The organism is Bacteroidales bacterium, assembly GCA_017521245.1.
In the GTDB taxonomy this organism is placed as follows: Bacteria; Bacteroidota; Bacteroidia; order Bacteroidales; family G3-4614; genus Caccoplasma_A.
This window is the reverse complement of record JAFXDI010000018.1, coordinates 85,517-110,939: the sequence shown is the minus strand read 5'-3', so window position 1 is coordinate 110,939 and position 25,423 is coordinate 85,517. Positions and strand designations below refer to the sequence as shown.

At 31.8% G+C, this 25,423-nt stretch carries 22 protein-coding genes; 10 read left to right on the top strand and 12 right to left on the bottom strand.

The features are described 5' to 3' along the window. The first annotated feature begins 164 nt into the window (after positions 1-164). Both IKK64_04265 and IKK64_04260 read left to right on the top strand, forming a co-directional pair. Positions 165-980 carry an esterase family protein gene (locus IKK64_04265; GenBank protein ID MBR4119275.1) on the top strand — a complete coding sequence of 272 codons (816 nt, stop codon included), beginning with the start codon at positions 165-167 and terminating at the stop codon, positions 978-980. Between the two features lie 7 nt (positions 981-987). After that, positions 988-1,704, top strand: coding sequence for a hypothetical protein (locus IKK64_04260; GenBank protein ID MBR4119274.1), 717 nt, complete (start codon positions 988-990; stop codon positions 1,702-1,704). A 137-nt stretch (positions 1,705-1,841) separates the two neighbouring features. Here IKK64_04260 and IKK64_04255 read toward each other — a convergent pair whose 3' ends face one another. Next, positions 1,842-4,376 (bottom strand): adenosylcobalamin-dependent ribonucleoside-diphosphate reductase, encoded by a 2,535-nt coding sequence (locus IKK64_04255; GenBank protein ID MBR4119273.1) that lies wholly within the window; start codon positions 4,374-4,376, stop codon positions 1,842-1,844. A gap of 498 nt (positions 4,377-4,874) precedes the next feature. On the opposite strand from IKK64_04255, the gene IKK64_04250 reads away from it, so the two are divergent. After that, positions 4,875-5,618: a nitroreductase family protein gene (locus IKK64_04250; GenBank protein ID MBR4119272.1), complete on the top strand. Its 744-nt coding sequence runs from the start codon at positions 4,875-4,877 to the stop codon at positions 5,616-5,618. 66 nt (positions 5,619-5,684) lie between these two features. Here the strand turns inward: IKK64_04250 and dnaA are convergent, their stop codons facing one another. From dnaA to IKK64_04235, 3 genes are all read right to left on the bottom strand, one after another. After that, on the bottom strand, positions 5,685-7,067 hold the full coding sequence (gene dnaA, locus IKK64_04245) for a chromosomal replication initiator protein DnaA (GenBank protein ID MBR4119271.1): 1,383 nt from the start codon (positions 7,065-7,067) through the stop codon (positions 5,685-5,687). 338 nt (positions 7,068-7,405) lie between these two features. After that, positions 7,406-8,302, bottom strand: a complete 897-nt coding sequence (locus IKK64_04240) for an MCE family protein (GenBank protein MBR4119270.1) — start codon at positions 8,300-8,302, stop codon at positions 7,406-7,408. A gap of 13 nt (positions 8,303-8,315) precedes the next feature. Beyond that, entirely contained in the window at positions 8,316-9,458 is a 1,143-nt protein-coding gene (locus IKK64_04235) for an N-acetylmuramoyl-L-alanine amidase (GenBank protein ID MBR4119269.1), read from the bottom strand. A gap of 176 nt (positions 9,459-9,634) precedes the next feature. Here IKK64_04235 and IKK64_04230 point away from each other — a divergent pair, with 176 nt between their 5' ends. The 4 genes from IKK64_04230 to IKK64_04215 all read left to right on the top strand — a co-directional run bounded on the left by IKK64_04230 (position 9,635) and on the right by IKK64_04215 (position 11,833). After that, on the top strand, positions 9,635-10,603 hold the full coding sequence (locus tag IKK64_04230; GenBank protein ID MBR4119268.1) for a hypothetical protein: 969 nt from the start codon (positions 9,635-9,637) through the stop codon (positions 10,601-10,603). After that, complete coding sequence (locus tag IKK64_04225; protein MBR4119267.1) at positions 10,603-11,355, top strand: shikimate dehydrogenase; 753 nt, start codon at positions 10,603-10,605, stop codon at positions 11,353-11,355. Before IKK64_04230 ends, IKK64_04225 begins: the two co-directional genes overlap by 1 nt. A gap of 33 nt (positions 11,356-11,388) precedes the next feature. Further along, complete coding sequence (locus IKK64_04220) at positions 11,389-11,529, top strand: hypothetical protein (GenBank protein ID MBR4119266.1); 141 nt, start codon at positions 11,389-11,391, stop codon at positions 11,527-11,529. A 67-nt stretch (positions 11,530-11,596) separates the two neighbouring features. After that, positions 11,597-11,833, top strand: coding sequence for a winged helix-turn-helix domain-containing protein (locus tag IKK64_04215; protein ID MBR4119265.1), 237 nt, complete (start codon positions 11,597-11,599; stop codon positions 11,831-11,833). 139 nt (positions 11,834-11,972) lie between these two features. Here IKK64_04215 and IKK64_04210 read toward each other — a convergent pair whose 3' ends face one another. The 4 genes from IKK64_04210 to IKK64_04195 form a co-directional block, all read right to left on the bottom strand. Then, entirely contained in the window at positions 11,973-14,393 is a 2,421-nt protein-coding gene (locus IKK64_04210) for a polysaccharide biosynthesis tyrosine autokinase (GenBank protein ID MBR4119264.1), read from the bottom strand. A gap of 4 nt (positions 14,394-14,397) precedes the next feature. Further along, positions 14,398-15,192, bottom strand: a complete 795-nt coding sequence (locus IKK64_04205) for a polysaccharide biosynthesis/export family protein (protein MBR4119263.1) — start codon at positions 15,190-15,192, stop codon at positions 14,398-14,400. 129 nt (positions 15,193-15,321) lie between these two features. After that, on the bottom strand, positions 15,322-15,741 hold the full coding sequence (locus IKK64_04200; protein ID MBR4119262.1) for a TrkA family potassium uptake protein: 420 nt from the start codon (positions 15,739-15,741) through the stop codon (positions 15,322-15,324). Positions 15,742-15,753: 12 nt separating this feature from the next. Continuing rightward, the gene (locus tag IKK64_04195; GenBank protein ID MBR4119261.1) at positions 15,754-17,313 is read right to left on the bottom strand and encodes a potassium transporter; all 1,560 of its coding nucleotides are present in this window, start codon (positions 17,311-17,313) and stop codon (positions 15,754-15,756) included. A 457-nt stretch (positions 17,314-17,770) separates the two neighbouring features. On the opposite strand from IKK64_04195, the gene IKK64_04190 reads away from it, so the two are divergent. Both IKK64_04190 and IKK64_04185 read left to right on the top strand, forming a co-directional pair. Next, positions 17,771-19,423 (top strand): AMP-binding protein, encoded by a 1,653-nt coding sequence (locus IKK64_04190; protein ID MBR4119260.1) that lies wholly within the window; start codon positions 17,771-17,773, stop codon positions 19,421-19,423. Positions 19,424-19,581: 158 nt separating this feature from the next. Then, the gene (locus IKK64_04185) at positions 19,582-21,231 is read left to right on the top strand and encodes an AMP-binding protein (protein MBR4119259.1); all 1,650 of its coding nucleotides are present in this window, start codon (positions 19,582-19,584) and stop codon (positions 21,229-21,231) included. A 50-nt stretch (positions 21,232-21,281) separates the two neighbouring features. On the opposite strand, the gene IKK64_04180 is transcribed toward IKK64_04185, so the two are convergent. Together IKK64_04180 and hypB are read right to left on the bottom strand one after the other, a co-directional pair. Then, complete coding sequence (locus IKK64_04180) at positions 21,282-21,878, bottom strand: methyltransferase domain-containing protein (protein MBR4119258.1); 597 nt, start codon at positions 21,876-21,878, stop codon at positions 21,282-21,284. Further along, complete coding sequence (hypB, locus tag IKK64_04175) at positions 21,875-22,603, bottom strand: hydrogenase nickel incorporation protein HypB (GenBank protein MBR4119257.1); 729 nt, start codon at positions 22,601-22,603, stop codon at positions 21,875-21,877. The genes IKK64_04180 and hypB overlap by 4 nt, the downstream gene beginning before the upstream one ends. Positions 22,604-22,891: 288 nt before the next feature. Between hypB and IKK64_04170 the strand changes: the two genes are divergently transcribed. After that, positions 22,892-23,794, top strand: a complete 903-nt coding sequence (locus IKK64_04170) for a helix-turn-helix domain-containing protein (GenBank protein ID MBR4119256.1) — start codon at positions 22,892-22,894, stop codon at positions 23,792-23,794. A gap of 105 nt (positions 23,795-23,899) precedes the next feature. Here IKK64_04170 and IKK64_04165 read toward each other — a convergent pair whose 3' ends face one another. Next, positions 23,900-24,865 (bottom strand): hypothetical protein, encoded by a 966-nt coding sequence (locus IKK64_04165; protein MBR4119255.1) that lies wholly within the window; start codon positions 24,863-24,865, stop codon positions 23,900-23,902. Positions 24,866-24,872: 7 nt separating this feature from the next. Then, complete coding sequence (locus IKK64_04160; protein MBR4119254.1) at positions 24,873-25,418, bottom strand: dual specificity protein phosphatase family protein; 546 nt, start codon at positions 25,416-25,418, stop codon at positions 24,873-24,875. Positions 25,419-25,423 lie beyond the last annotated feature (5 nt).

Here is a 25,423-nt window from a genome sequence, read left to right as displayed (position 1 = left end):
TTTCTCTAATACCCACCATATACGGCTATTTCTGCCGAAATTAGAAATATGGCGGGATAACACAAAAATGGTATAAGTACCAACCACTTATCATATTTTGCCCTCATTCTGCCATTTTTACGCAAGTTCTTCGTATCTTTGAGGTATAATTATGCTTATAATATATGAAAAGAGGTATTATCTTGTTATTTATTCTACTATTTACAACAACTTTATATGCCGCAAAAGTTGATACTATTGCAGTACATAGCAATAGTATGAATAGAGATTTAAAGTGTGTTGTTATAACTCCTAATGATGAAAGTAAAAATTATCCTACTGTGTATCTACTTCATGGTCATGGTGGATATTATGGTTCATGGTTAAAGATTAAGCCCGAACTTAAAGAGTATAGCGACAAGTACGAAATGATATTTGTATGCCCCGATGGAGAGAAAAGTTGGTACTGGGATAGTACAATATGCGACACTATAAAATTTGAAACATATATAACAAAAGAGCTTATTCCCTACATTGATAATAACTACCCCACCCTAAAAAGCAGAGAATCAAGAGCAATTACTGGACTAAGTATGGGTGGACAAGGTGCAATGTATCTTGCAATACGTCATCTTGATATATTTGGTATTGCAGGCTCTACAAGCGGAGGCGTAGATATTAGAGAATTTCCGGAGAGTTGGAATATGAAAGAGTTATTGGGAGAAAAACGAAAAAACAAGAAGATATGGAACGAGTTTTCAATCTATAACCAGATTGAAAACTTAAACATCGGAGATTTAAAAATAATTATTGATTGCGGTACAGAGGACTTCTTTTATAATGTAAATAATAATCTTCATAAAAAATTATTGAAGAGAGGAATTAAACACGACTATACTGTTCGTCCGGGTACTCACAATCTTGAGTATTGGAATAGTTCTATTGAATATCAACTACTCTTCTTTAAAAATAACTTGCTATATCACGAATTAGTATATTAGTGTTAAATTGAAAAAAGTAGTTCTCATATTCATTGTCCTGTTTGCAGTATTTACAAAAAGTACAGCACAAGATAGTTTTACCATTAATATGGGAGCTGGTATTGTGAGTAAATATGTTATAAGAGGAGTTGAATATGGTAAAGGCTCGTTTCAACCCGATATTACTTTCTCGTATAAAGGAGCATTTTTAAATGGTTGGGCATATATTCCTTTTGACAACAACAACTTTAAAGAATTGGATTTAACATTAGGATACTACAATAGGGGTTTTATATTTTCAGTGGTTGATTACATATCATTCTATCCCAAGAATATGGTTGAAGATAACAGTTTTACAAACTTCAATGATAATCATCAAATTGAGATTCACGCAGGATATAGTCGCAAATTCTTTGCTTTTAAGTGGTTTACAACCATTGCCGGATATGACGGAGTAAATAGTAAAGGAGAGAGAGCATACACTTCATATATGAGCGTGGGAGTACCAATAACCCTACCAAAGTTTGATATAGCGTTTGAGATTGGAGCAACCCCCTACTCTACTTCATCATTTAAGACCAATAAATTTGCAGTTGTAGATTTAAATATGAAAATCTCAAAAGATATATTTATAAACAAATATTTGTCAATACCCATATTTGCACAAATTGGAGTAAACCCGCACTATAAAGATCCTTACTTAGTTCTTGGAGTAAGATTATCTTGCAATCCTTTGAGTAAATAATGTATAAGCCTATTAAGGTCTAAGAGGATATAAACTTTTATAACACAATAAAGCCCCAAGTTTGGGGCTTTATTCGTATTTATTGTTTTTGTAGTTTGATAATTAATTTCTAATTACTCATTCCTAATTGAAATTAATTATCCGCATTTTGAGTATCCGCAAGTTGGACAACGTAAACAGCCTTCTTGGTAGATTAGTGTCTCGCCACATTTTGGACATGTTTGTCCTGTTGCTTTTGTTCCACTGGGGATGTATTTCTTTAAAGCACGTTCTACTCCGTTTTTCCATGTGTTGATTGACTCGCTATCAAGTTGCAAACTTGCTACCAACTTCATTACTTTGTCAATTGGCATTCCGTAGCGTAATACTCCTGAGATTAGTTTTGCATAGTTCCAATACTCGGGATCGAACTTCTCTGATAGTCCTTCTACGGTTGTTTTGTATCCGCGTTTGTTACGGAATTGGAAGTCGTAGTGTTTGTTTCCGTCTGCATCGGTTACTTTGATGATTTTTCCGTTCTCTACGCTCTTTGGAATCAATAGTCCTTCTTCATCATCGGCAAGTCCTGTAAAGATTTCGTATGGACGTCCGTTTTGTAATCCAATGAATGCAATCCATTTTTCACGGTTGTTTTGGAAGCGTACTACATCGGCATCCAACTCGGCTGGACGTACTAAATCGTGGTGTACTACTTCTTGTTCGCATGGGCATGGTGTTTTTTTGTCGTCCATTGAGATTAGGACTCCTGCACGTGAGCCATCGCGATAAACTGTACATCCTTTACATCCTGATTTCCAAGCTTCAACGTATAGTTTGTTTACTAACTCTTCTGTTACATCTGATGGCAAGTTGATGGTTACGCTGATTGAGTGGTCAACCCATTTTTGTACGCGTCCTTGCATTTTTACTTTCTCTAACCAATCTACATCGTTTGATGCAGCTTTGTAGTATGGTGATTTTGATACCAACTCTTCTATCTCTTCTGGTGTGTAACGTTCTTTTTTCTCATAGCCGTTTATCTCCATCCAAGTTAGGAATTTGTGGTGGAATACTGTGTATTCTTCAAATGCATCTCCGTTTTCATCTGTAAAGTCAACATGTACATCTGTGTCATTGGGGTTTACTTTACGACGACGGCGATATACTGGCATAAATACCGGCTCAATTCCTGATGTTGTTTGACTCATCATACTTGTTGTTCCTGTTGGTGCGATTGTCAAACATGCGATGTTACGGCGTCCGTATTTTACCATATCTGCATATAACTCTGCATCTGCCTCTTTTAAGCGGTTGATGAATGGGTTGTTCTCCTCGCGTTTTGCATCAAATATCTCAAATGCTCCACGCTCTTGTGCCATCTCTACTGATGATTTGTATGCTGCTATTGCTAATGCTTTGTGTACGCTCTCTGAGAAGTCGGTTGCTTGGGGTGTTCCGTATTGTAAGCCCATTGCGGCTATCATATCTCCTTCGGCTGTTGTTCCTACTCCTGTACGGCGTCCTTTTAATGTTTTTGTACGTATCTTGTTCCACAAACATAACTCGGTATTTTTTACCTCGTCTGTTTCTGGGTCAGACTCAATCTTCTCGATTATCTTCTCAATTTTCTCCATCTCCAAATCGATGATGTCGTCCATGATACGTTGTGCTACGCGTACGTGTGATTTGAATAGGTCAAAATCGAAATATGCTTCGGGAGTGAATGGGTTTATTACGTATGAGTATAGGTTAATTGCTAACAAACGGCAACTGTCGTATGGACACAAAGGTATCTCTCCACATGGGTTTGTTGATATTGTACGGAAACCAAGATCGGCATAACAGTCGGGTACTGACTCGCGTGAGATTGTATCCCAGAATAGTACTCCTGGTTCTGCTGATTTCCATGCGTTGTGTACAATTTTTTCCCATATTGCTTTTGCATCAACCTCTTTTGTTACTGTTGGGTTCTCTGAATCAACAGGGTATTTTTGCATGAAGGGTTTACCTTCTGTTGCGGCTTTCATAAATTCATCAGTGATGCGTACTGATACGTTGGCTCCAGTTACTTTGCCTTCGGTCATTTTTGCATCGATGAATGATTCTGAATCGGGGTGATTGATTGATACGCTCAACATCAATGCTCCACGGCGTCCGTCTTGTGCTACCTCGCGTGTTGAGTTTGAGTAACGCTCCATAAATGGAACTAATCCTGTTGATGTTAAGGCTGAGTTTTTAACAGGTGAGCCTTTGGGACGGATATGAGATAGGTCATGACCTACTCCACCACGTCTTTTCATCAACTGAACTTGCTCCTCATCAATCTTCATAATGCCTCCGTAAGAGTCGGCATTTCCCTCCATTCCAATTACAAAACAGTTTGAGAGTGATCCTACTTGATAGTTGTTTCCAATTCCACTCATGGGACTTCCTTGTGGTATGATATAACGGAAGTTACGGAAGAGTTCCATTAATTGCTCTTCTGTCATTGGATTTGCATACTTTTTCTCAATTCGAGCTATCTCTTTAGCTAAACGCATGTGCATATCATCAGGCGTTTTTTCAAAGATATTACCGAATGAGTCTTTTAATGCATACTTGTTCACCCATACTCTGGCTGCTAATTCATCACCACCAAAGTATTCTACCGTTGCTTTAACGGCTTCGTCGAAAGAATAAATCTTCTGATCCATCTCTGTTTGTTTTGTTAAAGGTTTTGTTTAATATTTTTCTGTTTTTTTAATTTTCTGTTTTGCAAAAAGTTTAGTTGAGGGACTTCACAGCCCCTACAACTATTACTTTTTTTGATTGATTTGATTAAAATTTTGTTTTGAATTTTTAGCAATGCAAGTTTACGCATAATATTTGTTATGACAAAATTTTTTTCAATAAAGTTACTAACAATTTTATAAAGTTTCCCAAAATAAAATATCTAACCCTTGATTATTAGCGGTTTATAAATTTTGATAATTTGAAAAGTTTCCCAAAAAGAAATTTTGTTGTAAAATCGAGATATAATTTGTTTCCCGAAAATGTATGTTATAAAGCAGATTTTCACTGTTTGATATACATATTTTTATTTGCATATTTTGATTATATTGTATATCTTAGTGCTACTTTTTTCATTTAATATTAATATTGATTATTAATCATTATTTTTATTTATTATTTTATTAAACTTTATTACAATAATGAACTATTTTGACTTTACTAACAGAAGAAGTATTAGAAAATATAGCAATAAATCAATCTCTATTGAAGAGATTAATGAAATGCTTGAAATTGCATCAAGAGCATCAACAACTGGGAATATGCAACTTTATAGTGTAGTGATTACAAAAGATGATAAACGCAAAGAGCTACTCTCTCCCCTGCACTTTAATCAACCTATGATTAAGACCTCACAGGCCGTATTGACATTCTGTGTTGATTATAATAGGTTTTCAAAATGGTGCAACTATTCCGATGCTACGCCAGGTTATAATAATTTTCACTCATTTATGTCCGCTGCTTTAGACACAACTATTATTGCGCAACAATTTTGTACTATTGCCGAGAGCAAGGGTATGGGTATTTGTTATATTGGTACTACTACTTATAATGCAGCCGGTATTATTGATTTATTGAATTTGCCAAAACTTACAGTTCCTCTCATTACTATTACTCTTGGCTATCCTGCCGAAATTCCAGAATTAACTGACAGAATTGATGTAAATGGATTTATTCACACTGAAGTTTATTCTGATTACAACAAAGAGGATATTTCAAATATTTATGACTATAAAGAGGAGATTGAAGAGAACAAGCGTTTTATTGCCGAAAACAATAAGCAATCTCTTGCTCAAGTTTTTACCGATATCAGATATAAGAAAGATGATAATATTCGCCTATCTGATGAATTTATTAGAGTTTTGAAACAACAAGGATTTTTATAATAAAATTGCTATTGTTTTACTACAATATATGTTATAAACAGAAAAGAGAGCCGCGGCTCTCTTTTCTTATCTTCTTAATGATGCTTCTATCTCTTCTACATTTGATTTGATTGTTTTGTCAATCTCTATCAAATCGGATATCGTTTTACAAGCGTGTAACACAGTTGCATGATCTTTCTTTCCTAATTCTGCACCTATTCGCTGTAATGAACTTTCGGTGTATTTCTTTGAAAGATACATTGAAATTTGACGTGCTTGAACAATCTCTCTCTTGCGACACTTTGCTTGTAAGAGTTGAACATCCATATTATAGAAGGCACATACTTTCTCTTTTATTAGTTCTATTGTAATCTGCTTCTTCTCAATATTTACACTTGTCGATAGAACTTTTTCTGCTAAATCAAGTGTTACATCTTTTTTAAGCGTAGTTGCTCGGAACATTAATGATGCCAACACTCCCTCTAAGTCGCGGACATTCTCAGATATATTTTGTGCAACAAATCTGGCAACATCATCTGTGATTGGTAGTCCATCGTGTTGAATTTTGTTCTTTAATATATTATAACGCAATTCATAGTCAGGGCGCTCTACCTCAGCTAATAATCCCCATTTGAATCGAGATATTAGACGAGGCAATATTCCACCTAACGAAACCGGAGGTCTATCAGATGATAATATCAACTGCTTATTATTTTGGTGAAGATGATTGAAAATATGGAAGAATGTGTTTTGTGTTTGTGTTTTATCTGCCATATCTTGAATATCATCAATCATTAATACATCAAGACTTTGATAGAAGTTAATAAAGTCTGGCACCGTATTACTGCGTGTTGCATTTACAAATTGCAATTGAAATAGGTGCGATGATATATATAGTACGCGCGCACGAGGATTCAACTCTTTTATCTTATGTCCGATTGCTTGCATTAGGTGCGTTTTACCTACACCTGACTCTCCATGAATAAACAAAGGATTAAAAGCTGATTTACCGGGAGTTTGAGCAATAGACAATCCTGCAGTACGAGCTAACATATTGCTCTCTCCTGCATAGTAGTTTTCAAATTTATAATTTGAATTTAGTTGAGAATCTAATTCTTCGTAAACATCTTGCTTAAAGATTGAGTGGATATTCTTTGTAAATTTTACTCCACTTTTTTGAGTAGTTGGAGCAACCTCGACTGAGACCTCTGGATTCTCAACCACTCCCGCTCTATATCTTAACTGAATACCATCGCCATATACACGTATCAAGGTCTTTTTTATAAGATCAAGATAGTGCTCCTCTAAATATTCACAAAAGAATATAGTTGGAACAGATAGTGTTAATATGTTATCTTCTAAGCTATACACCTTTATAGGCAAAAACCAACTTTTGTATTGTTGTTCACCTATATTGTCTTTAATTATTTGAAGACATTGTGCCCACTTATTATCTAAATTGTTTGTCATCTTTTGCTAAAAATCCTTGTTTTATCTATAATCAAATCGATACAAAATTTGTAATAATTTTCGATAAAAAAAACATACTTTTTTTTTGCTTATTTAATTTATATTTTATCTGCCTGATTTATACGAGATTAACAATTACCTGTATTTTTATGTTGAATAACATATTTCAAATATTAAACACTTTATAAATCAGGGTTTTATAAAAATCAAAATATTGCAATTTTACAGTATAAAAATAATTAATCCGACTAAAATGCGGATTAATTATTAATTTCTGGTATTTGTATAATTATTCTACTTATTTAGAATGAATCTAAATAAAGAAAATATTTTATATTTTATTTTTCTTTTCTACCTATTAGTGAAAAATGCACATATCGGCTTGGATGTGCTTTTAAATCTATTAGTAACGAATCAGCACTTTGGAGTGCATTTACAATACCCTCGTACATTGCCTTGTCATTAAACAACATTCCTAATGTACTATTTTTATCAGTCATCTTATCTGTCAATAATTTTACATTTGCTAGTGTTGAATCAAGTGATGATACTATGTTTTGTATTTCAACTTCGTTCAATTGTGCTGTAAACTCTTTTATATTAACTAATGATGTATCAACATTAGAAACTACACCCGGCAATGTTGTTTGCATTAATGACGACAGTTGCGATGTTGTTACCTCTATATCAGCTACAATATTATCTATTTTATCGACAGACTCTGTTAATGCCGGATTATTTACCATTACATTTATTCCTGATAATATACTATCTAATTTAGGTAAGATATTATTTACTTGAGGCAATATATCATCTTCTATTGCAGACATCATTCCTGGCATTTTTTGAGTTGGGATAGTGTCGCCTGAAATATAATACTCTTGAGACTCTCTATTAAGCATTAATGATATTGTTGATGTCCCCAATAAATCAGATGCCAATGCAGCAGTTGTTCCTTTGGGCAACTTAATATTATCTTCAATACTTATTTGAACATTTATCTTTCCTGTATTAACATCATAGTTAATATCTCTTACCAATCCTACTTTATATCCTTCAATATTGACCGGCGCTGACAAAGCGAGTCCCGATACATTATCGTACGAAATATTATAATAATTGGTAGGTGTAAGCAGGTTTACTCCTTTTAGAAAGTTAATTCCAAAGACTAATAGAGTTCCGCATACTATTACTGCCAATGCAATTTTTACCTCTTTTGTGAAAAACTTTTTCATATTTATCTGATTTTTATTGTTTCTTATCTCCTTTAAAATGGACAACAAAAGCACCTTTGAAAAGTTTTGAAATTTTTGGCAACTCTTTTAGAGCTTCTTGTCGAGTTGCAAAACTTCCGTAAGTGTATTTATATAGTCCATTCTCTTTATAATATCTAATCTGCGTTAGTCCTTTAAACAATGAAGAGTTTTGTTTATAAATATTTTCTGATGCAAATATCTGAATTCTATAATCTTCTTTGCTATCCAATATCTCTGATTTTGTATTTTGATTCTCTTCTGATGTATATTCAACCACTTTTTGAGAATTCTCATTATTTTTTACAGAAGGTTTTGATTCGTTATTTGGAGCAGCAATTTTACCTTGTTGTTTTCTGCTCCAATCTGCCTTATAGTGCGAAAACGCATTATATATAGATTCAGCCATCTTTGTTCGTGAATTGGATTGAACTAAATAGTTCTCTTCTACAACATTTGATATATAGCCAACTTCTATTAATACACTGGGCATACTTGTTGCTCTTAATACCCAGAACAGACCTTGCCTTACTCCTCTATCTACTCTGTTTGCATTGGTTCTGAATTGTTCTTGAATGAATGATGCTAAATTTATACTTTGTTCAAGATGGATACTCTGCATAAATTCAAACATTATATACGACTCTGCTGAGGTTGGATCAAATCCTGCATATTTTGTAGTATAATCGTCTTCTAATAAGATAACGGAGTTCTCTCGTTTTGAGACCTCTAAGTTCTCTTCTGATTTAGCTAAACCTAAAGCATAGGTTTCTGTACCTTGTGCAGATTTTGATTTTGCTGCATTGGTGTGTACAGAGATAAATAAATCGGCATTATTTGAATTTGCAATCCTCGCTCTCTCTCCTAACTCAACAAAAACATCTTTTTTACGTGTATATATTACTTTAACATCGGGATGGTTTCTGGCTATCATTTCGCCCAATTTTAAAACAATATCAAGATTAATGTCTTTCTCTTGAATTTTTTTCCCTAAGGCTCCAGGATCTTTACCTCCATGACCGGCGTCCAATACAACGGTAAATGTTTGTTGAGCATAGGTATTGGCACTTGTTAATATGCCAATAAATATTATGGAGATTAATGATATTAATAGTAATATTTTTTCAGATGCATTCATTTTATACTCTATTATCCCTTAATATTCAAGTTTAAGCAAAGATACAAATAATTTAACTTTATTAGATTATTTATAATACAGTTTTTAATTATAAATGTATTTTTTATCATATTTACCTTAATATTGTAGTTTATTTTTAAACATCTTAGTAACTTTACAACTTAAATATATCTACAATGAAATATTGGTACTATTTAATATTTATTCCTTTTATATTATGGCAATGCTGTAATAGCAAAGATAACAGCCATACGATAAATCGTTTTGATAAAGATTTATTGTATATCTCAGAGAATTACACCGATTCTGCTTTTTCTGTTTTTGAGAACAAATATGCAGACCTTTTCGCTATATATTACCACTCTATACTAAAAGGGAGTTCTGATAGTTTAGACGCTAAATCTAAAGTAGAGTTTATCTCTTCGATATTAAAAAATTCGCATTTCAATAAACTTTACAAAGATGTTATTCAAGAATTCCCAACTATGGAAAAAGAAGAGTTGATATTAAGTAAAGCATATGTCAGATACTCTAAAATTTTTAAAGATTCATATATTCCTAAAATATATACTCATGTATCTCCATTTGGATATTCGATAATTACAAGCGACTCTCTTATATCAATATCACTTGACAACTATTTAGGCTGTGATTATGAGGGTTATGATGGTATTTTTTACAAATATCAATTACCCAAGAAAGAGAGAAAAATGATTGTCCCTGATATTTTCAGGGGTTGGTTATACGCAAAATACCCTCACAATACTGAAAATTTAATTGATGGTATGATTTACGAAGGTGCTATTATTTATGTAATTGAGAAGATTTTAGATAATTACAAGGTAGATGATATTCTTGCGTATGATAAGGAGAAAATTAAGTGGTGCGAAGAGAATGAATCGCTTATTTGGGATGCTATTATAAAATCGAACCATCTATATTCAAATGATCCTTTTATCTACTCTAAATATATTAATGAAGCCCCTTACTGCTCTGCTTTAAATGGTGATGTACCGGGCGAAATAGGCAAATGGATTGGATATAAGATTGTATCAAAATATATTGCCAAGATGGAAATAGAAGATATTGTGAATATATTAAAAGGCGAATACAATATTATTGATATTTTAAAAAATTACAATTGATGAAAAATAAAACTTACGGACTTATTGGATTTCCTTTAGGTCACTCTTTCTCAAAAAAATATTTTAATGACAAATTCCAGAACGAAAATATTTGTGCAGAATATATAAACTTTGAGATTGAAGATATAAATTGCCTTAAAGATATTATATATAGCAATGAGATATATGGTCTCAATGTAACTATTCCTCATAAAAAATCGGTAATACCCCTACTTGATGAAATTGATAACGAAGCAAAGAATATTGGAGCTGTCAATGTTATTAAATTTATTAGAAGAGACAACAAGCTTATTCTAAAGGGATACAATACAGATATTATAGGTTTTACAAACTCTATCACTCCTCTTATTGGAGAAAAAAACAAGAAGGCTCTTATTTTAGGAACGGGAGGTGTTTCTAAGGCAATTGAATACTCTTTAAATAAAATAGGGATAGAAACCCTATATGTTTCAAGAACTGCAAAACCAAACGTTATCACATACAATCAACTTACAGAAGAGATAATGATGGAATATTCCATTATTGTTAATGCTTCGCCTGTTGGTATGTTCCCTAATATTGATAATGCTCCAAATATTCCATATCAATTTTTGACACCTGAGCATGTTGTATTTGACACAATATACAATCCTCAAGAGACATTATTTATGAGATTAGCCACAGAGAGAGGGGCAAAAGTTAAAAATGGACTAGAAATGCTTGAAGGACAAGCAATTGCCGCTTGGAATATATGGAACGACAAACATATATAACATCTTAGTTGTTATATATGCAAAACTACATATATGAAAAAAGAGATTGTTAAGTACATTTTAATTATAATTGCCATAATTTTAGTTATATGGCTACTTTTAGTAAAAGACAATAATTGTGCAACTTCTTCGGGATTTAATAACAGCGAAATAGAAGGTGTCTCAATTGATTAATTATTAGGATACTCTCATTTTAAACATTTTATATCTCTTAAATGTTACATTTATAAAATGTAATATTATGAGAAGATATGTTATATCGCATAACGCGAATAAGATTTGGGAGTTGTTAAATGATGTTTATGTTATGAAAGCAGATAATATTAGATATAGATTAGAAATAAACGAATCTGATTTATATACTGCTTTGGGATGGCTCGCTCGAGATAAGAATATATTTATAATGAATCTTAACAATGACCTATACATAAGCAACAAACAACATATTGAGAACTACATACAATTTACAAGAATGTAAGGTCTTAAAATAGTTCAATTTATTAAAATATGAAGTTTTAGGCTTCTTTTACATATAATAATCCCCAAAGTATCTATGAACTTTGGGGATTATACAATATTAGACTTTAAGGTTAACTTAAGATGTTCACTTCAATTTTTTAAATCCATCTTCGCCAGAAAGGTTTTTTTGACGGTTGACTATATTGTTCGCCGTAACCATATCCATATCCGTAACCATATCCATACTTATTCTTATATCCATATCCGTAACCATATCCGTATCGTTTATATCCATAAACTTTAGATTTGATGTCAACGGCATTTACCAATATATATAAGTTGCGTAAGCGATCTTCTCTAACCAAATTTTCTAATGCCTCAATATATTTCTTTGATGAATATTTTGCTCTCATCACATATACATTCAAATCGGCATAAGGTGTTATCAAGAATGTGTCAGATACCATTCCTACTGGTGCAGTATCTACAATAATATAGTCATATCTTTCGCGTAGATAATCAAACACATCGCCCAATGCAGAGTTCATTAATAACTCATTTGGGTTTGGTGGTGTTGGTCCTGCAGGTAGCAAATCAAGATATTCCGACATCCCTGATGGTACAATTAGCGAAGATAAATCATTCTCTTTTCCCGATAGGTATGTTACAATACCTCTTGAAGTTGACAAAGAAAAATACTTTCTTACTTGAGGACGACGAATATCCAATCCAACCAATATCGTTTTTTTCTTTGCCAAAGCAAAACTTAAAGCAAGGTTAGCAGAACAGAATGTTTTTCCCTCTTGCGTTGTTGTTGATGTTACACAAATAAGTTTTCGCTCTGGTACATCAAGAATAGCCTGTAAGTTGTTTCGTGTTAGGCGGAACAACTCAACAATAGGTGCTGTTGATTTAGGTTTTACAACAAAGTTTTCCTTTGTTTCATTAACTGAAATCTCTCCTAAAATAGGTATATCAGTAAGGCGTTCAACATCAATTCTATCCTTAAAAGTAACTCTAAAAAGACCAATAACAAATATTATTAATGCTGGTATAATTAAACCTACTGCTAATGCGGTCATTAAAGATTTTGGACGATTTGGCTCAACAGGACCTCCTGTAGCCTCTGGTGAATCAATAATAGTTGCAATGGGGACTGTCAATGCTTGACTCAAAGCATTTTCTTCTCGTTTTTTTAACAAAAAGAGATACAACTCATTTTTAATCTCCTGTTGACGCATCACCTCCGCCATTTGACGCTCAATCTCAGGTGCTAAATTTAACTTGCTATCTATATCTTTTGCTCGTTTTTGTAACTCTTTCTTTTCGTGATTGATTATATTACGTGTTGAAACGATGCCATTCTTCAACCCTTCACGTAACGTTTTAATATTCTGTTCAATTTTATTTATTGCAGGGTTGTTCTCAGATGAAGAGTGTAACAATCTTGCTCTATTCAGCAACTCTTGATTATAATTTTTAATCATTGAGCTGAATGCAACATTTTCTATTCCTAATTCAGGTATTATAGAGAACTGATTTGATTGATCGTTTACAAACTCTTCAACATAATCAATTAAATTTAATTGCATGTCTGCATTTGACAACTCATCACGTAATTTATACGACTCTTGAAGTGCAGTTGAGGCATTATCTTCAGGAGAGATTAGCTTATAATCTTTTTTATATGTCTCTATCTCCTTCTCTACGTCGCCCAACTCTTTAGCAATTGCTAATATACGTTCGTCAATAAATTTACCGGTATTGATTAAAGCCTGATTTTTTTCGTTAACACTTAATTCATTATAATAGTAAACTACTTTCTCTAATATATCTTTTGCTTGTTTAATATTATAAGTACGTAACGACATTGTTAGAATTGTAGATCCCTCTGTTAATACCTCAGGAATAATTGAGTGAGATAGGTATCTTGCTTTGCCATGAGGAGATTCTACTGTAATAACAATATCATCTTTAGGCATATATACATCATTCAATCGTGTTAAGAGTAATGATATACCACCAATTTGCACATTAATAGGATCATTCTTTAATATATGTGTTTGTGTTTTACCACCATAATTAACAAGTAAGGTATATAGACCTTCTTGAAGTGATGGGATAGCATCAATGCGAATGGGCCCACGCAAATTCATTACATCAGTAGAATCGATATCTAATAATATTGGTGTTGAATCATATATATTAAAACTTCTCAATCCTTTTTTCTGAAAGTAAGAAGTATGTACCTTCAGATCCATAACGACCTTCATCATTATGGCTCGTGAACGCATTACTTCCGTCTCATTTTCAAGGTTTGTTCTATTAGTTCGTATTCCTAATGTCTCCATCATAATATTGTCTGCTGAACCACTATTTCTGTCGTTCTTCATCAATATTGATGTTGATACCATATAAACATCATTTTTTTGTGCTAAATCAAATGCTGTGTATCCTACTGAAAGGATTGCACACAAAACAAACCATTTCCAATATACAAGATATGTAAAAAGAATCTCTCTAAAATCGGCAAGTTTATTTTGATCCTCGTCTTTAGCGAATAATTTATTGTTGTCCATATTATTATCTTGTAAATGTTCTGATTAAAGTAACAATTGATACAACTGTTGATACCATACTTAACGAGAATGTAACTACTGTTGGCAATGTAAATGCATTACGAGTTTTTGAGCGGTTTTGCTCAACATATATCATATCATTCTGTCTTAAATTAAAATATGGAGAGAATAATAGATATTTATCATTTAAATCGTAACGATATATCTCTCTTGATCCATCATCTTGAGTTCTAATTAACATTACATTATTTCTTCTTCCTGTAATATTTAAGTCTCCTGCTTGAGCCAATGCTTCAAGAATATTAATTTTATCTTTTTCAACATCTATTACTCCCGGAGAGTTTACATCTCCAAGTATTGTTATTTTAAAGTTACTTATATTGATTGTAACAACTGGCTCTTTTTTTACGTATTGTGGATATATTAAAGAGGCTATCAATTGCTCAGCTTCATAAACTGTTAAACCAACAACCGATACTTTACCTATTACTGGCAATGATATATTACCATTAATATCTACCTTATATGAATTATCATCTAAACTTTTTGATGTAGTTAATTGAGTATCTAATGATTGAACAACTTCTCGATTAAACATTGCCACAGACTCTTGATCATCTGACTCAATTTTAAGAGTTAGTTCATCACCTACTGCAATTTTTACATTTGCAGGCTCTGTTTTTTGTTGTAATAATTCAACAGGTAATGTCTCTGCATCTTTTAAATAAATTACCTGCTTTGCCTCTTTACAAGAGACAAGTAATAGTAATGATACTATAAAAAAGAATATGTTACGCATAACTTGTTTATATTATTAAATATTAAGGCAAAAATAAGTTTTTTAGACAAAATATCAAAATATTAATCCTATTATCTTTTTGCCTTTTAAAATTATCAATAAAAAACAAATATTTGATTATGAATATATCTATAATAACTCTGCTGCATTTTTATCGAAAATTTTTTGAGCATAAATTTTTGCTGCATAACTCTCTGGAATATATATCTTTTTTATATCCATCGCTTTTAAAATAGACATATGCGTATCATCCAATGCTCTTGCATATATATTTTTTACTGAAAGTTCTTTAAGTGCAGCAACAGTTCTTAACGAAGAATCCATACTTTGACCTATTGCCACTATTGCACAATCAATTTCGTTAAGAGGCAAACTTTTTAATGAAAGACCTTCAGTTGCATCCATTATATAAGATACGGATATTCTGTCTTTTACCATATCTACACAATGTTCACTTTTATCTATACCTATTACATCATGGCCATTATCACTTAATTCAACAGCCAATGTTCTTCCGAAATTACCTAATCCAATTATTAAACACTTCATATTATATCTATATTAGTTTATTATTATTGTATCTTTTGGATAATGATATTTTAGCGGTTTTGCTCTACTAATAACACTCATTAAAATAGTTATCAATCCAACTCGTCCTATAAACATCAATAATGTTACCAATATTTTACTTATATCACATAAGAAAGGTGTAGTATTTATACTTGCACCAACAGTACTAAATGCCGAAATAGTTTCAAACAACAACTTCAACGGACTTAATTGAGGCTCGATAATTACCAACATTATGTAAAAAAACAAGATAACTATTATTGATCCAAACACCATTGCCGATGCTCTTCTTACCGAATCAGAGGTTAATTCACGTCCAAATAAATCTACCCTATCTTTTCCTTTAATTACAGATATTAAATTGGCAACTGACATAGCAAATGTATTGACTTTTATACCTCCTGCTGTTGATTGTGATGCTCCGCCTATCCACATTAATATCATATATATCATAATTGATATAAACGAAAATCCTTCTAAATCAACATTTACAAATCCAGCAGTTCTTGGAGCAACAGAGTTAAATATTGAATGTACTAACTTATCTATAATAGGCATTGTCTCAAATGATCTATTCCACTCCAAAATTGCAATAAAAAATGTACCTAAAACAATTAAAACAATTGTTGAGATTAGCACTATTTTAGTATTTATATTAGTTAAATGAACAAATCTCTTGCGATGATAGTTTTTGAAAAATATTTTACGAAAAAGATTTGAAATTACATATCCTATAATTCTTCTGAAATTTATCAATATAGGGAATCCTATACCTCCTAATACTATAAGAAGTGAAATTACCATATAAAAACCATTATGTCCTTTCATTAATATGGAATTCCCAAGTCCTTCTGATATATTTGAAAATCCAGCATTACAAAATGCCGATACTGAGTGAAATATTGAAAAAAATATCTCTTCTTTCAGACTCATTCCTAATGTAGAATGAATATTAAGCCAAATACATAAAGCCCCAATAATTTCAATAACGAATGTAAATCCCAATATATACATCAGTGTATTCAATAATGAATTAAATGTATCAGACCCAACCATATCTTTTAAGGCAAACTGGCTATAAAGTCCTGTACCGCCCATAAAAAACAGTGCAAAGAAACTTGTTATTGTCATAACTCCCAATCCGCCTATTTGAATGAGAGCCATTATTATTATTTGACCGCTAATTGTGAATGTTTGAGAAATGTCAAACGGAGACAATCCTGTTACACATACCGAACTTGTTGATATAAAAAGAGAATCAACTATAGATAAATGTACACCAGCATATGTTGAACGAGGTAATAACAATAATAGTGTGCCAAGCAATATCAAAAAGAAAAAACCAGAAACCATCAACATTGCTGGATTTGTTTTTTTATTTATAAAACCAACAATGCCTTTTGAAAATTCCAGCAACGCAAAAATCAAGACTACTCCTAACTGAAAAAAATGGTCTGCAAAAAATTGCCATATCATAGATTGTTCAGTAGTAATCTCAACAAACCGAGGTATTGACGAGCAGATAAGCAGCAGTCCTAAAAACATTGTCATATAAAGCGTCTTGCGATATATACTGAACCACTGAAAAATCAACCTTAACAAATAGGATGAGAAATATATCCACCAAGAATAATTATATAATCGGTAAATATTTTTTAATTCATTTTCATTTAATTCAAACCCATAATCTATAATAACACCTGACAATACAACAATGGATACAAGAAATAAAAATAATTGCGACCAATAATTTATTTTTGATTGAATTGAAGGTGAAATAATATCTGAAAGACTATATAGACGCATATACCGATATTTATTGAGTATGATAATATATAACGCAAATATAAGGAATTTAAATCATTATCTATATGATTTATTACATATCAATATGTTTATTATATTATTTTATTAAACTTATATAATTATCATTAGAATATTTTGTTGTATATTTGCACAGTTTTTAATGTTTTGTGCATTTAAAAAGTGCGAATTTAAATAATATTATATGTATAAAGGATTTAACAGCTACGTTGAAGATAGTATCAAATTAAACTGGGACAAAATGTCGCTTAGCGACTATAAAGGAGTTACTTATCAATATAAAGATATTGCTCGTAAAATTGAAAAAATTCATATTCTTTTAGAGAATGCTGGAATAGAAAAAGGTGACAAAGTTGCTTTGTGTGGGAAAAATACATCACATTGGGCTGTCGCATTTTTTGCCACTCTCTCATACGGAGCAGTAGCAGTTCCAATTTTGCATGAGTTTAAAGCAGACAATATACACAATATTGTTAATCATAGCGAAGCTAAATTACTATTTGTTGGTGATGTTGTTTGGGAAAACATTAATGATGAATTTATGGGAGGTTTGGAAAGCATTATTTTAATTAATGATTTCTCAATCTTAAAGACAAAACACAACTCTTTAAAATATGCAAGGGAGCATTTAAATGAGTTATTTGGGAAGAAGTATCCAAACAGATTCACTGCGGATGATATTAATTACCATAAAGACAGTCCAGATGAATTGGCTTTAATTAATTATACTTCAGGTTCAACTGGATTTTCAAAGGGTGTTATGTTACCATACCGATCGTTGGTTACAAACCTTAAATATATATTAGAAGAGGTTACACAACAAAAACCGGGAGACAATATTGTTGCAATGCTACCAATGGCTCACATGTATGGATTAATGGTTGAGGTCTGTAACTCTTTCTGTAGAGGTTGTCATGTACATTTCTTAACTCGCATCCCCTCTCCTAAAGTAATTCTTGAAGCATTTGCGGAGTGCAAACCTACATTTATAATCACTGTTCCTTTGGTAATTGAAAAGATTATAAGGAATAAGGTATTTCCTCTATTAGAGAAACCTCTAATGAAAGTTTTGTTAAAGATTCCGTTCCTTGATGACCAACTATTGGCAAAAGTAAGAAGCAAATTGGAAGAGAGTTTTGGAGGAAACCTAAAACAGATTATTGTTGGTGGTGCCGCTTTAAACAAAGAGGTAGAACTATTCTTACAAAAGATTGGATTCCCCTTAACGGTGGGTTATGGGATGACTGAGTGTGCACCTCTAATTTCATATTGCTGGTGGGAAGACACTAAACCCCTATCGTGCGGAAAGGTTTTGCCATATAACGAGTGTAGAATAAACTCTGTTGATCCTGAAAACATACCCGGAGAGTTGTGGATAAAAGGTGGCAATGTAATGCAAGGATATTACAAAAACGAAGAGGCAACCAGTGATGTAATGGATGGAGAGTGGATGAATACTGGAGATCTTGGAATTATTGATAAAGATGGTTTCTTATTCTTAAAAGGTAGAAGTAAAAACATGATACTTGGTCCATCAGGACAAAATATATACCCCGAAGAGATTGAGGATAAGATAAACAATATGCACTTAGTTAATGAGTCAATTGTAATTGAACAAGAGGGCAAACTTGTGGCATTAATCTACCCTGATTTTGAAAGTGCAGCAAAATTAGGACTTGACCAAAAGGCTGTAATTGACCTAATGGAAGAGAACAGAATAATGTTAAATAAGAGTCTTGCTGCTTATTGCCAGATTACAAAGGTTAAAATATTCTACGAAGAGTTTGAAAAAACAGCAAAACGAAGCATTAAACGTTTCTTATACCAAAACGTATAACCAAATAAAAATTACGGGTATATTCAGCAATATCCTCGTTTTTTTTGGAACTTTTAAACATTAATTATTATATTTGCATTATTAAGAATTCTTAAATTTAATTTTTGAACAGAAAGTTTAGTTTAAGATTAAATGTATAATTAATAAATACTATTTACATGGCACAAAGTTTTAATTATTACTTTGAAGAAAGTATTAAAAAGAATTGGGAACTTCCAGCCCTCAGCGACTTTAAAGGTGTTGCTTATCACTACAAAGACATTGCCCGCAAAATTGAAAAAATTCATATTTTGTTTGAAGCAGCGGGTGTTGAAAAAGGCGACAGAATTGCATTATGCGGAAGAAACTCTTCTCACTGGGCTGTTGCGATGTTTGCTACTTTAGCGTATGGCGCAGTTGCTGTTCCTGTATTACACGAATTTAAAGCAGACAACGTTCACAATATAGTAAATCATAGCGAGGCTAAATTACTATGTGTTGGAGATATGGTTTGGGAAAATCTTAACGATGAGATGATGCCTGACCTAACAGGAATTATTCTTCTAAATGACTTCTCTGTTTTAAAATCAAAATCAAAAAAATTAGTTGAGGCCCGTCAACATCTTAATGAGTTATTTGGAAAGAAATACCCTGAGAGATTCTCTGCTTCTGATATCAAATATCATGTTGATTCTCCAGAAGAGTTGGCTATAATTAACTATACATCTGGTTCAACAGGATTCTCTAAAGGAGTTATGCTTCCATACAGAGCATTACACGCAAACTTACAATTCTGCGTTGAAAATCTTCCTTGGTTAAAAACCGGAGACAATGCTGTATCAATGTTACCAATGGCTCATATGTATGGATTAATGATTGAATTATTTAACCCATTCTCAAAAGGTTGCCACATACATTTCTTAACACGTATCCCTTCTCCTAAAATTATATTGGACGCATTTGCCGAGTGCAAACCTCCTATTATTATTGCAGTTCCTCTTATTATTGAGAAAATCATCAAAAACAAAGTATTCCCATTATTGGACAAACCAATAATGAAATTCTTAATGATGATTCCTTTTGTTGACAATCAATTACTTTCTAAGATTAAAGCTAAATTGGAGGAGAGTTTTGGTGGCAACCTAAAACAGATTATTGTAGGTGGTGCTGCTTTAAACAAAGAGGTTGAGGAGTTTTTACGCAAAATTGATTTCCCAATTACAGTTGGATATGGTATGACTGAATGTGCTCCTCTTGTATCGTATGCTCCATGGAATGAAACAAAGCAAGGTGCATGTGGTAAGTTATGTAACTATATGGAGGCTCGAGTTAATTCAAAAGATCCTGAGAAGATAGCTGGTGAGTTGTGGTTGAAAGGACCTAACGTAATGCAAGGTTACTTCAAAAACGAAGAAGCAACTGAGGCTGTAATGGATGGAGAGTGGATGAACACTGGTGACCTTGCTTTAATTGACTCCGAAGGATTTATCTATATTAAAGGTAGAAGTAAAAATATGATTCTTGGTCCTTCAGGACAAAATATTTACCCCGAAGAAATTGAAGATCAACTTAACAATATGCCTTTTGTTAGTGAATCAATTGTTATTGAGCAGGATGGAAAACTTGTTTGGTTAGTATATCCCGACTTTGACAATGGAGAAAAAGAGGGTATTTCTCAAAAAGCGATGGAAGCTCAAATGGAAGAAAACAGAGTTGCAGCAAACAAAATTCTTCCTGCTTATAGCCAAATTGCAAGAATCAAAGTTTACTACGAAGAGTTTGAGAAAACTCCCAAAAGAAGTATCAAACGTTATCTATATCAAGGATAAAATAGAGGTAACTAATAACAAAGAAACGAGGCTTAAGCCTCGTTTCTTTGTTATATATCTTTTACTAATATTATTGTATAATCATTACTCTTATTACTTGAATAAATTACTTTGCACCCCTTATTATACAACTCATTAAGATAGTTGTCAAATATGGGTAAATATGAATCACAAATGCGTCTATCACCATGTGCAAGAGATAGATTTATTTGTTCTTCTCCCCTACTATGAAATATTGCTAATCGTCCTTCTATATTTAAATTTGTTGTATATAATTCAGTAACTACATCTAACTTGTTAGCAATATAAGGTAAGGTATCATACAATATAATTACATCAAATAATCCTTCAAGTTTACTGTTATTAATATCTAATTTTAAATACCGTATATTATCATCGCTATAATTCTTTGCTCTTGACATATTGAGCATCTTTTGAGATATATCAATTTCAGTAATAGTGCCAAAACGATTAATCTCTCTTATATAATCAATAAGCACTCCAGTACCACAACCTACATCTGCTATTTTATCTCCTTCTTTTATCTTCAATAATTTTAAAACCTCACGTATATAAGTTTTGTTATGAAGTACAGCATCATCCCAAATGGCAGACATTTCATCAAAATATTCCGCAACTGAGTTCATTTGAAAAATATTTTAATCTTCTCATGAAGAAATCTACACCAATTTTCGATATTTTCTCCTGTTAAAGCAGATAAATCTATGGTTACAATCTGAGAATTAACCCTCATTATATTACTTCTTAAAATATCAAGATTTGTTTTAATATAATCAAGTAAATCTATCTTATTAATAAGACATAGATTTGCACTCTCATACATATAAGGAAACTTCAGTGGTTTGTCTTCTCCCTCTGTAACACTTGAAACAACTACTCTTAATGTCTCGCCCAAATCAAAGATTGCTGGAGATATAAGATTACCAATATTCTCAATAAATAGAATACTTTTATCTTTTACCGAAAGTTTTTTTACAGCACATAAAATCATATCAGCATCTAAATATCCTCCACAATCAGTATTAATCTGCAAACAATCTACTCCCAATGATTTGATTCTTTTAAAATCAGAGTCTGTTTGCAAATCACATTCAATAACATATATGTTATAATCCTTACCCATTTGTTTGATTGTAGATTCCAAGATTGAAGTTTTACCTGCACCCGGAGAACTTAATAAATTAACGACATAAATTGAGTGAGATTCAAAATAGGATCTATTGCGTTTAGCACTTTTAATATTATCAATTATTATCTCCTTATCAATTTCAATCTTATTAAAATTATTCAATAAGACATCTGTTGGGATTGACTCAGAGGTATAATCTTCAAATTGTTTCTTTACTGACATATTTATAGTTTGTATAAGTTAGTTGATAATTAAGTCCAAAGCAAGTAAATAAACACTCGGTATATTATTCAACAAATTCAATTTAGAATAGTTTTAAGGAGTATCAAAAAAGGAATGGTTTTTAAATAATATTTCACAATATTAACAATACTGAGGTTATTATAAAACCTTTTATTTTCAAACGTTAAATGAGCATTCGGTACTACCTAAAGAATGTTCAAAAAGTCTTATAGATATTTATAGTAATAATTAATATTGTAAATTAGCATCGAGAAAATTACAATACTTATGGAAAATATTATTAATGTTGCAGAAAAGAAATTAGGGATTGAAGAATTTAATACATTAAAAGATAAACTTAATAGATTCGGACTTATTGTAAGAAAAATTGAGCATGGAGATGCTACACTTCCTTATAGTGATATGCCAATAAAATCAGGAGTATTCTCAATTGTTCTTGTAAAAAAAGGAAATAGTGTTATAAGCATTAACGATTCGGAACATGAGATTAGTGACAATTCATTAATATTTATACTGCCCAATTATATATTAAAACATAAAATACACAAACAAATAAATGCATCGGGATATGTAATAATATTATCTATTGATTTTTTAATCAATGTTCAAATCAAGACAGAATTTATAATACCTATCTTCTTAAAATTCTACAATAATCCTATTGTGAAATTAACAGACAAGGAGATAGATATTCTATGTAAATATTTTGATCTATTAAGTATTGAGGAGAGCGAAAATATAAGTAATACATCAACTTTAATATCTTCAGGTATTATAACATCATTAATTTACAGATTATCAAACATATTTGATTCTAAAGGAAACAATATAATATCTGATAATAAGACAAAAAGTAATATTAGAATATTTAAAGAGTTTTTACAACTTGCTATAAAAGAGTTTAGAACTCATCGAGAGATTACATACTACGCAAATGCTCTTTGCGTTACACCCAAATATCTCTCTACAATAGTTAAAGAGGTTAGTAAAAATAAAGCATCAAAATGGATTGAGTTACTTGTTATTACTGAAGCAAAGAGTCTATTGAAATACTCTGATATGACTATTCAGGAGATTGCATATAACTTAAATTTTGCAAATCCATCATTCTTTGGAGCATACTTTAAAAAATATGCAGGATTAACACCCGGAGAGTACAGAAAGAGTTAATGTTAGAGTGTTAAAATTTAAAGTAATAAGATATATAAATAAAAAAATGAGAACGCCTAGTTTGTCAAAACTTTGGCGTTCTCATTTTTTTAAGATTACCTATTATTATTTATATCTAACATCAAACCTACTCACAATACAACAATTAGAATCTATTATAGCATAAAGTCTAATGTCTTTCTCATCTGTAATTTTTCCACCATAATATTTGTCAAGATAATAAGAACTTCCATCTGGACTTATTTGCCACTCTATTTCGGCATATCCATCATGATATTCATATACAGCCAAAGAGTATGGAGCCTCTCGTCTTTTAACAATCTGTTTAACCTTATTAGGTAGCACTTTAATAGAGTCCCAGTTTATATCTTTATCTTCTACCCAAAACAGTCTCTTTTTGTTATCAAGAATCATATATGCACATTTGGTAGCATCATTAACTATATATCGCGATTTCCAAGATTTAAATAAACTCGCATCAAAAAGGTTTACCCAAAACATTTGGTCATTTAGATATGTTGTATCACTATCTCTATATACCATTAATTCTTTGTATAGTTTATGTGGGGAGAGCAATTTTAGTCGTAAAAATCTTAATTTACCAAATAAATCATGAAGTAAGCCGATAACAGTTTCTAATAAAAGAGATAATTTGTTTTTTATCTCACACATAATACCTTTGTCAAGTTCTTGCCAAAACTCAATAGGCAGACTAACATTTGACAACTTAGAAGCATTCCTAAACAATGGGGCAATCTCATAAACTTTATAACATGCCCCACCACAAGCAATCAAGGTTACATAAAAATGTAGATGGGAATGATCTTTTGCATATTTTGTAAAAGTTACGACCGAACGCTTTATATCTTTAAGCCCAATTTTTCCTCCAATAGTTGGAATTGCATAAGATTGACCTTGTCTCCCTTCGCGTTGTCCCATAACCGCACCAAAGTGTTTTAACGCATAGAAAGAAGCTCCATCGAAGTGTTTCCCCGAATTTCTAGATCCAAAAACAAATATCTCATTTATTCCAAGAGTATCAATCCATTTTGGTGTTATATTATGATTCATTGAAATATCAATATATTATATCTGTAACATTTAGTACTTTATCAGCAAAATCATTAACAAATTGAACTTGTAACTCAGTTTCAGGAGCAGAGATCCATCGTGATCGTTGATGAGTTAAGTATCTTCTTTGCATTTCTGCTAAAGCATCGTTTGCATTCATATGTTTGAAATAGACAAAATAGCAAGATACTATTGTACCTGTTCTACCAACACCTCCAACACAATGGATATAGAGTTTTGTTTCGGGTTTTCGTATTAATAAATCTTCAATTGTACGAAATATTTCTACAACTGATTCAACACTTTTAGGTATTCCTCTATTAACTATTGGTAAGGAGTATCTAATAATATCATTATTTAGGCAAGTTGAATATGGAGGCATCTCTCCTTCTGTTGTTAAATCAAGGAAAGAATTTATTCCAAAATCAGTAAGGAATTTCAACTGTTTAATCTTTAAATCTCTATCCCAATTTCTAACAGGATATTCTCCTGCCCATATATTTTTATCTACTCTATATGAATAGGATAATGGTTTAAATAATAAATCATCCATAACTA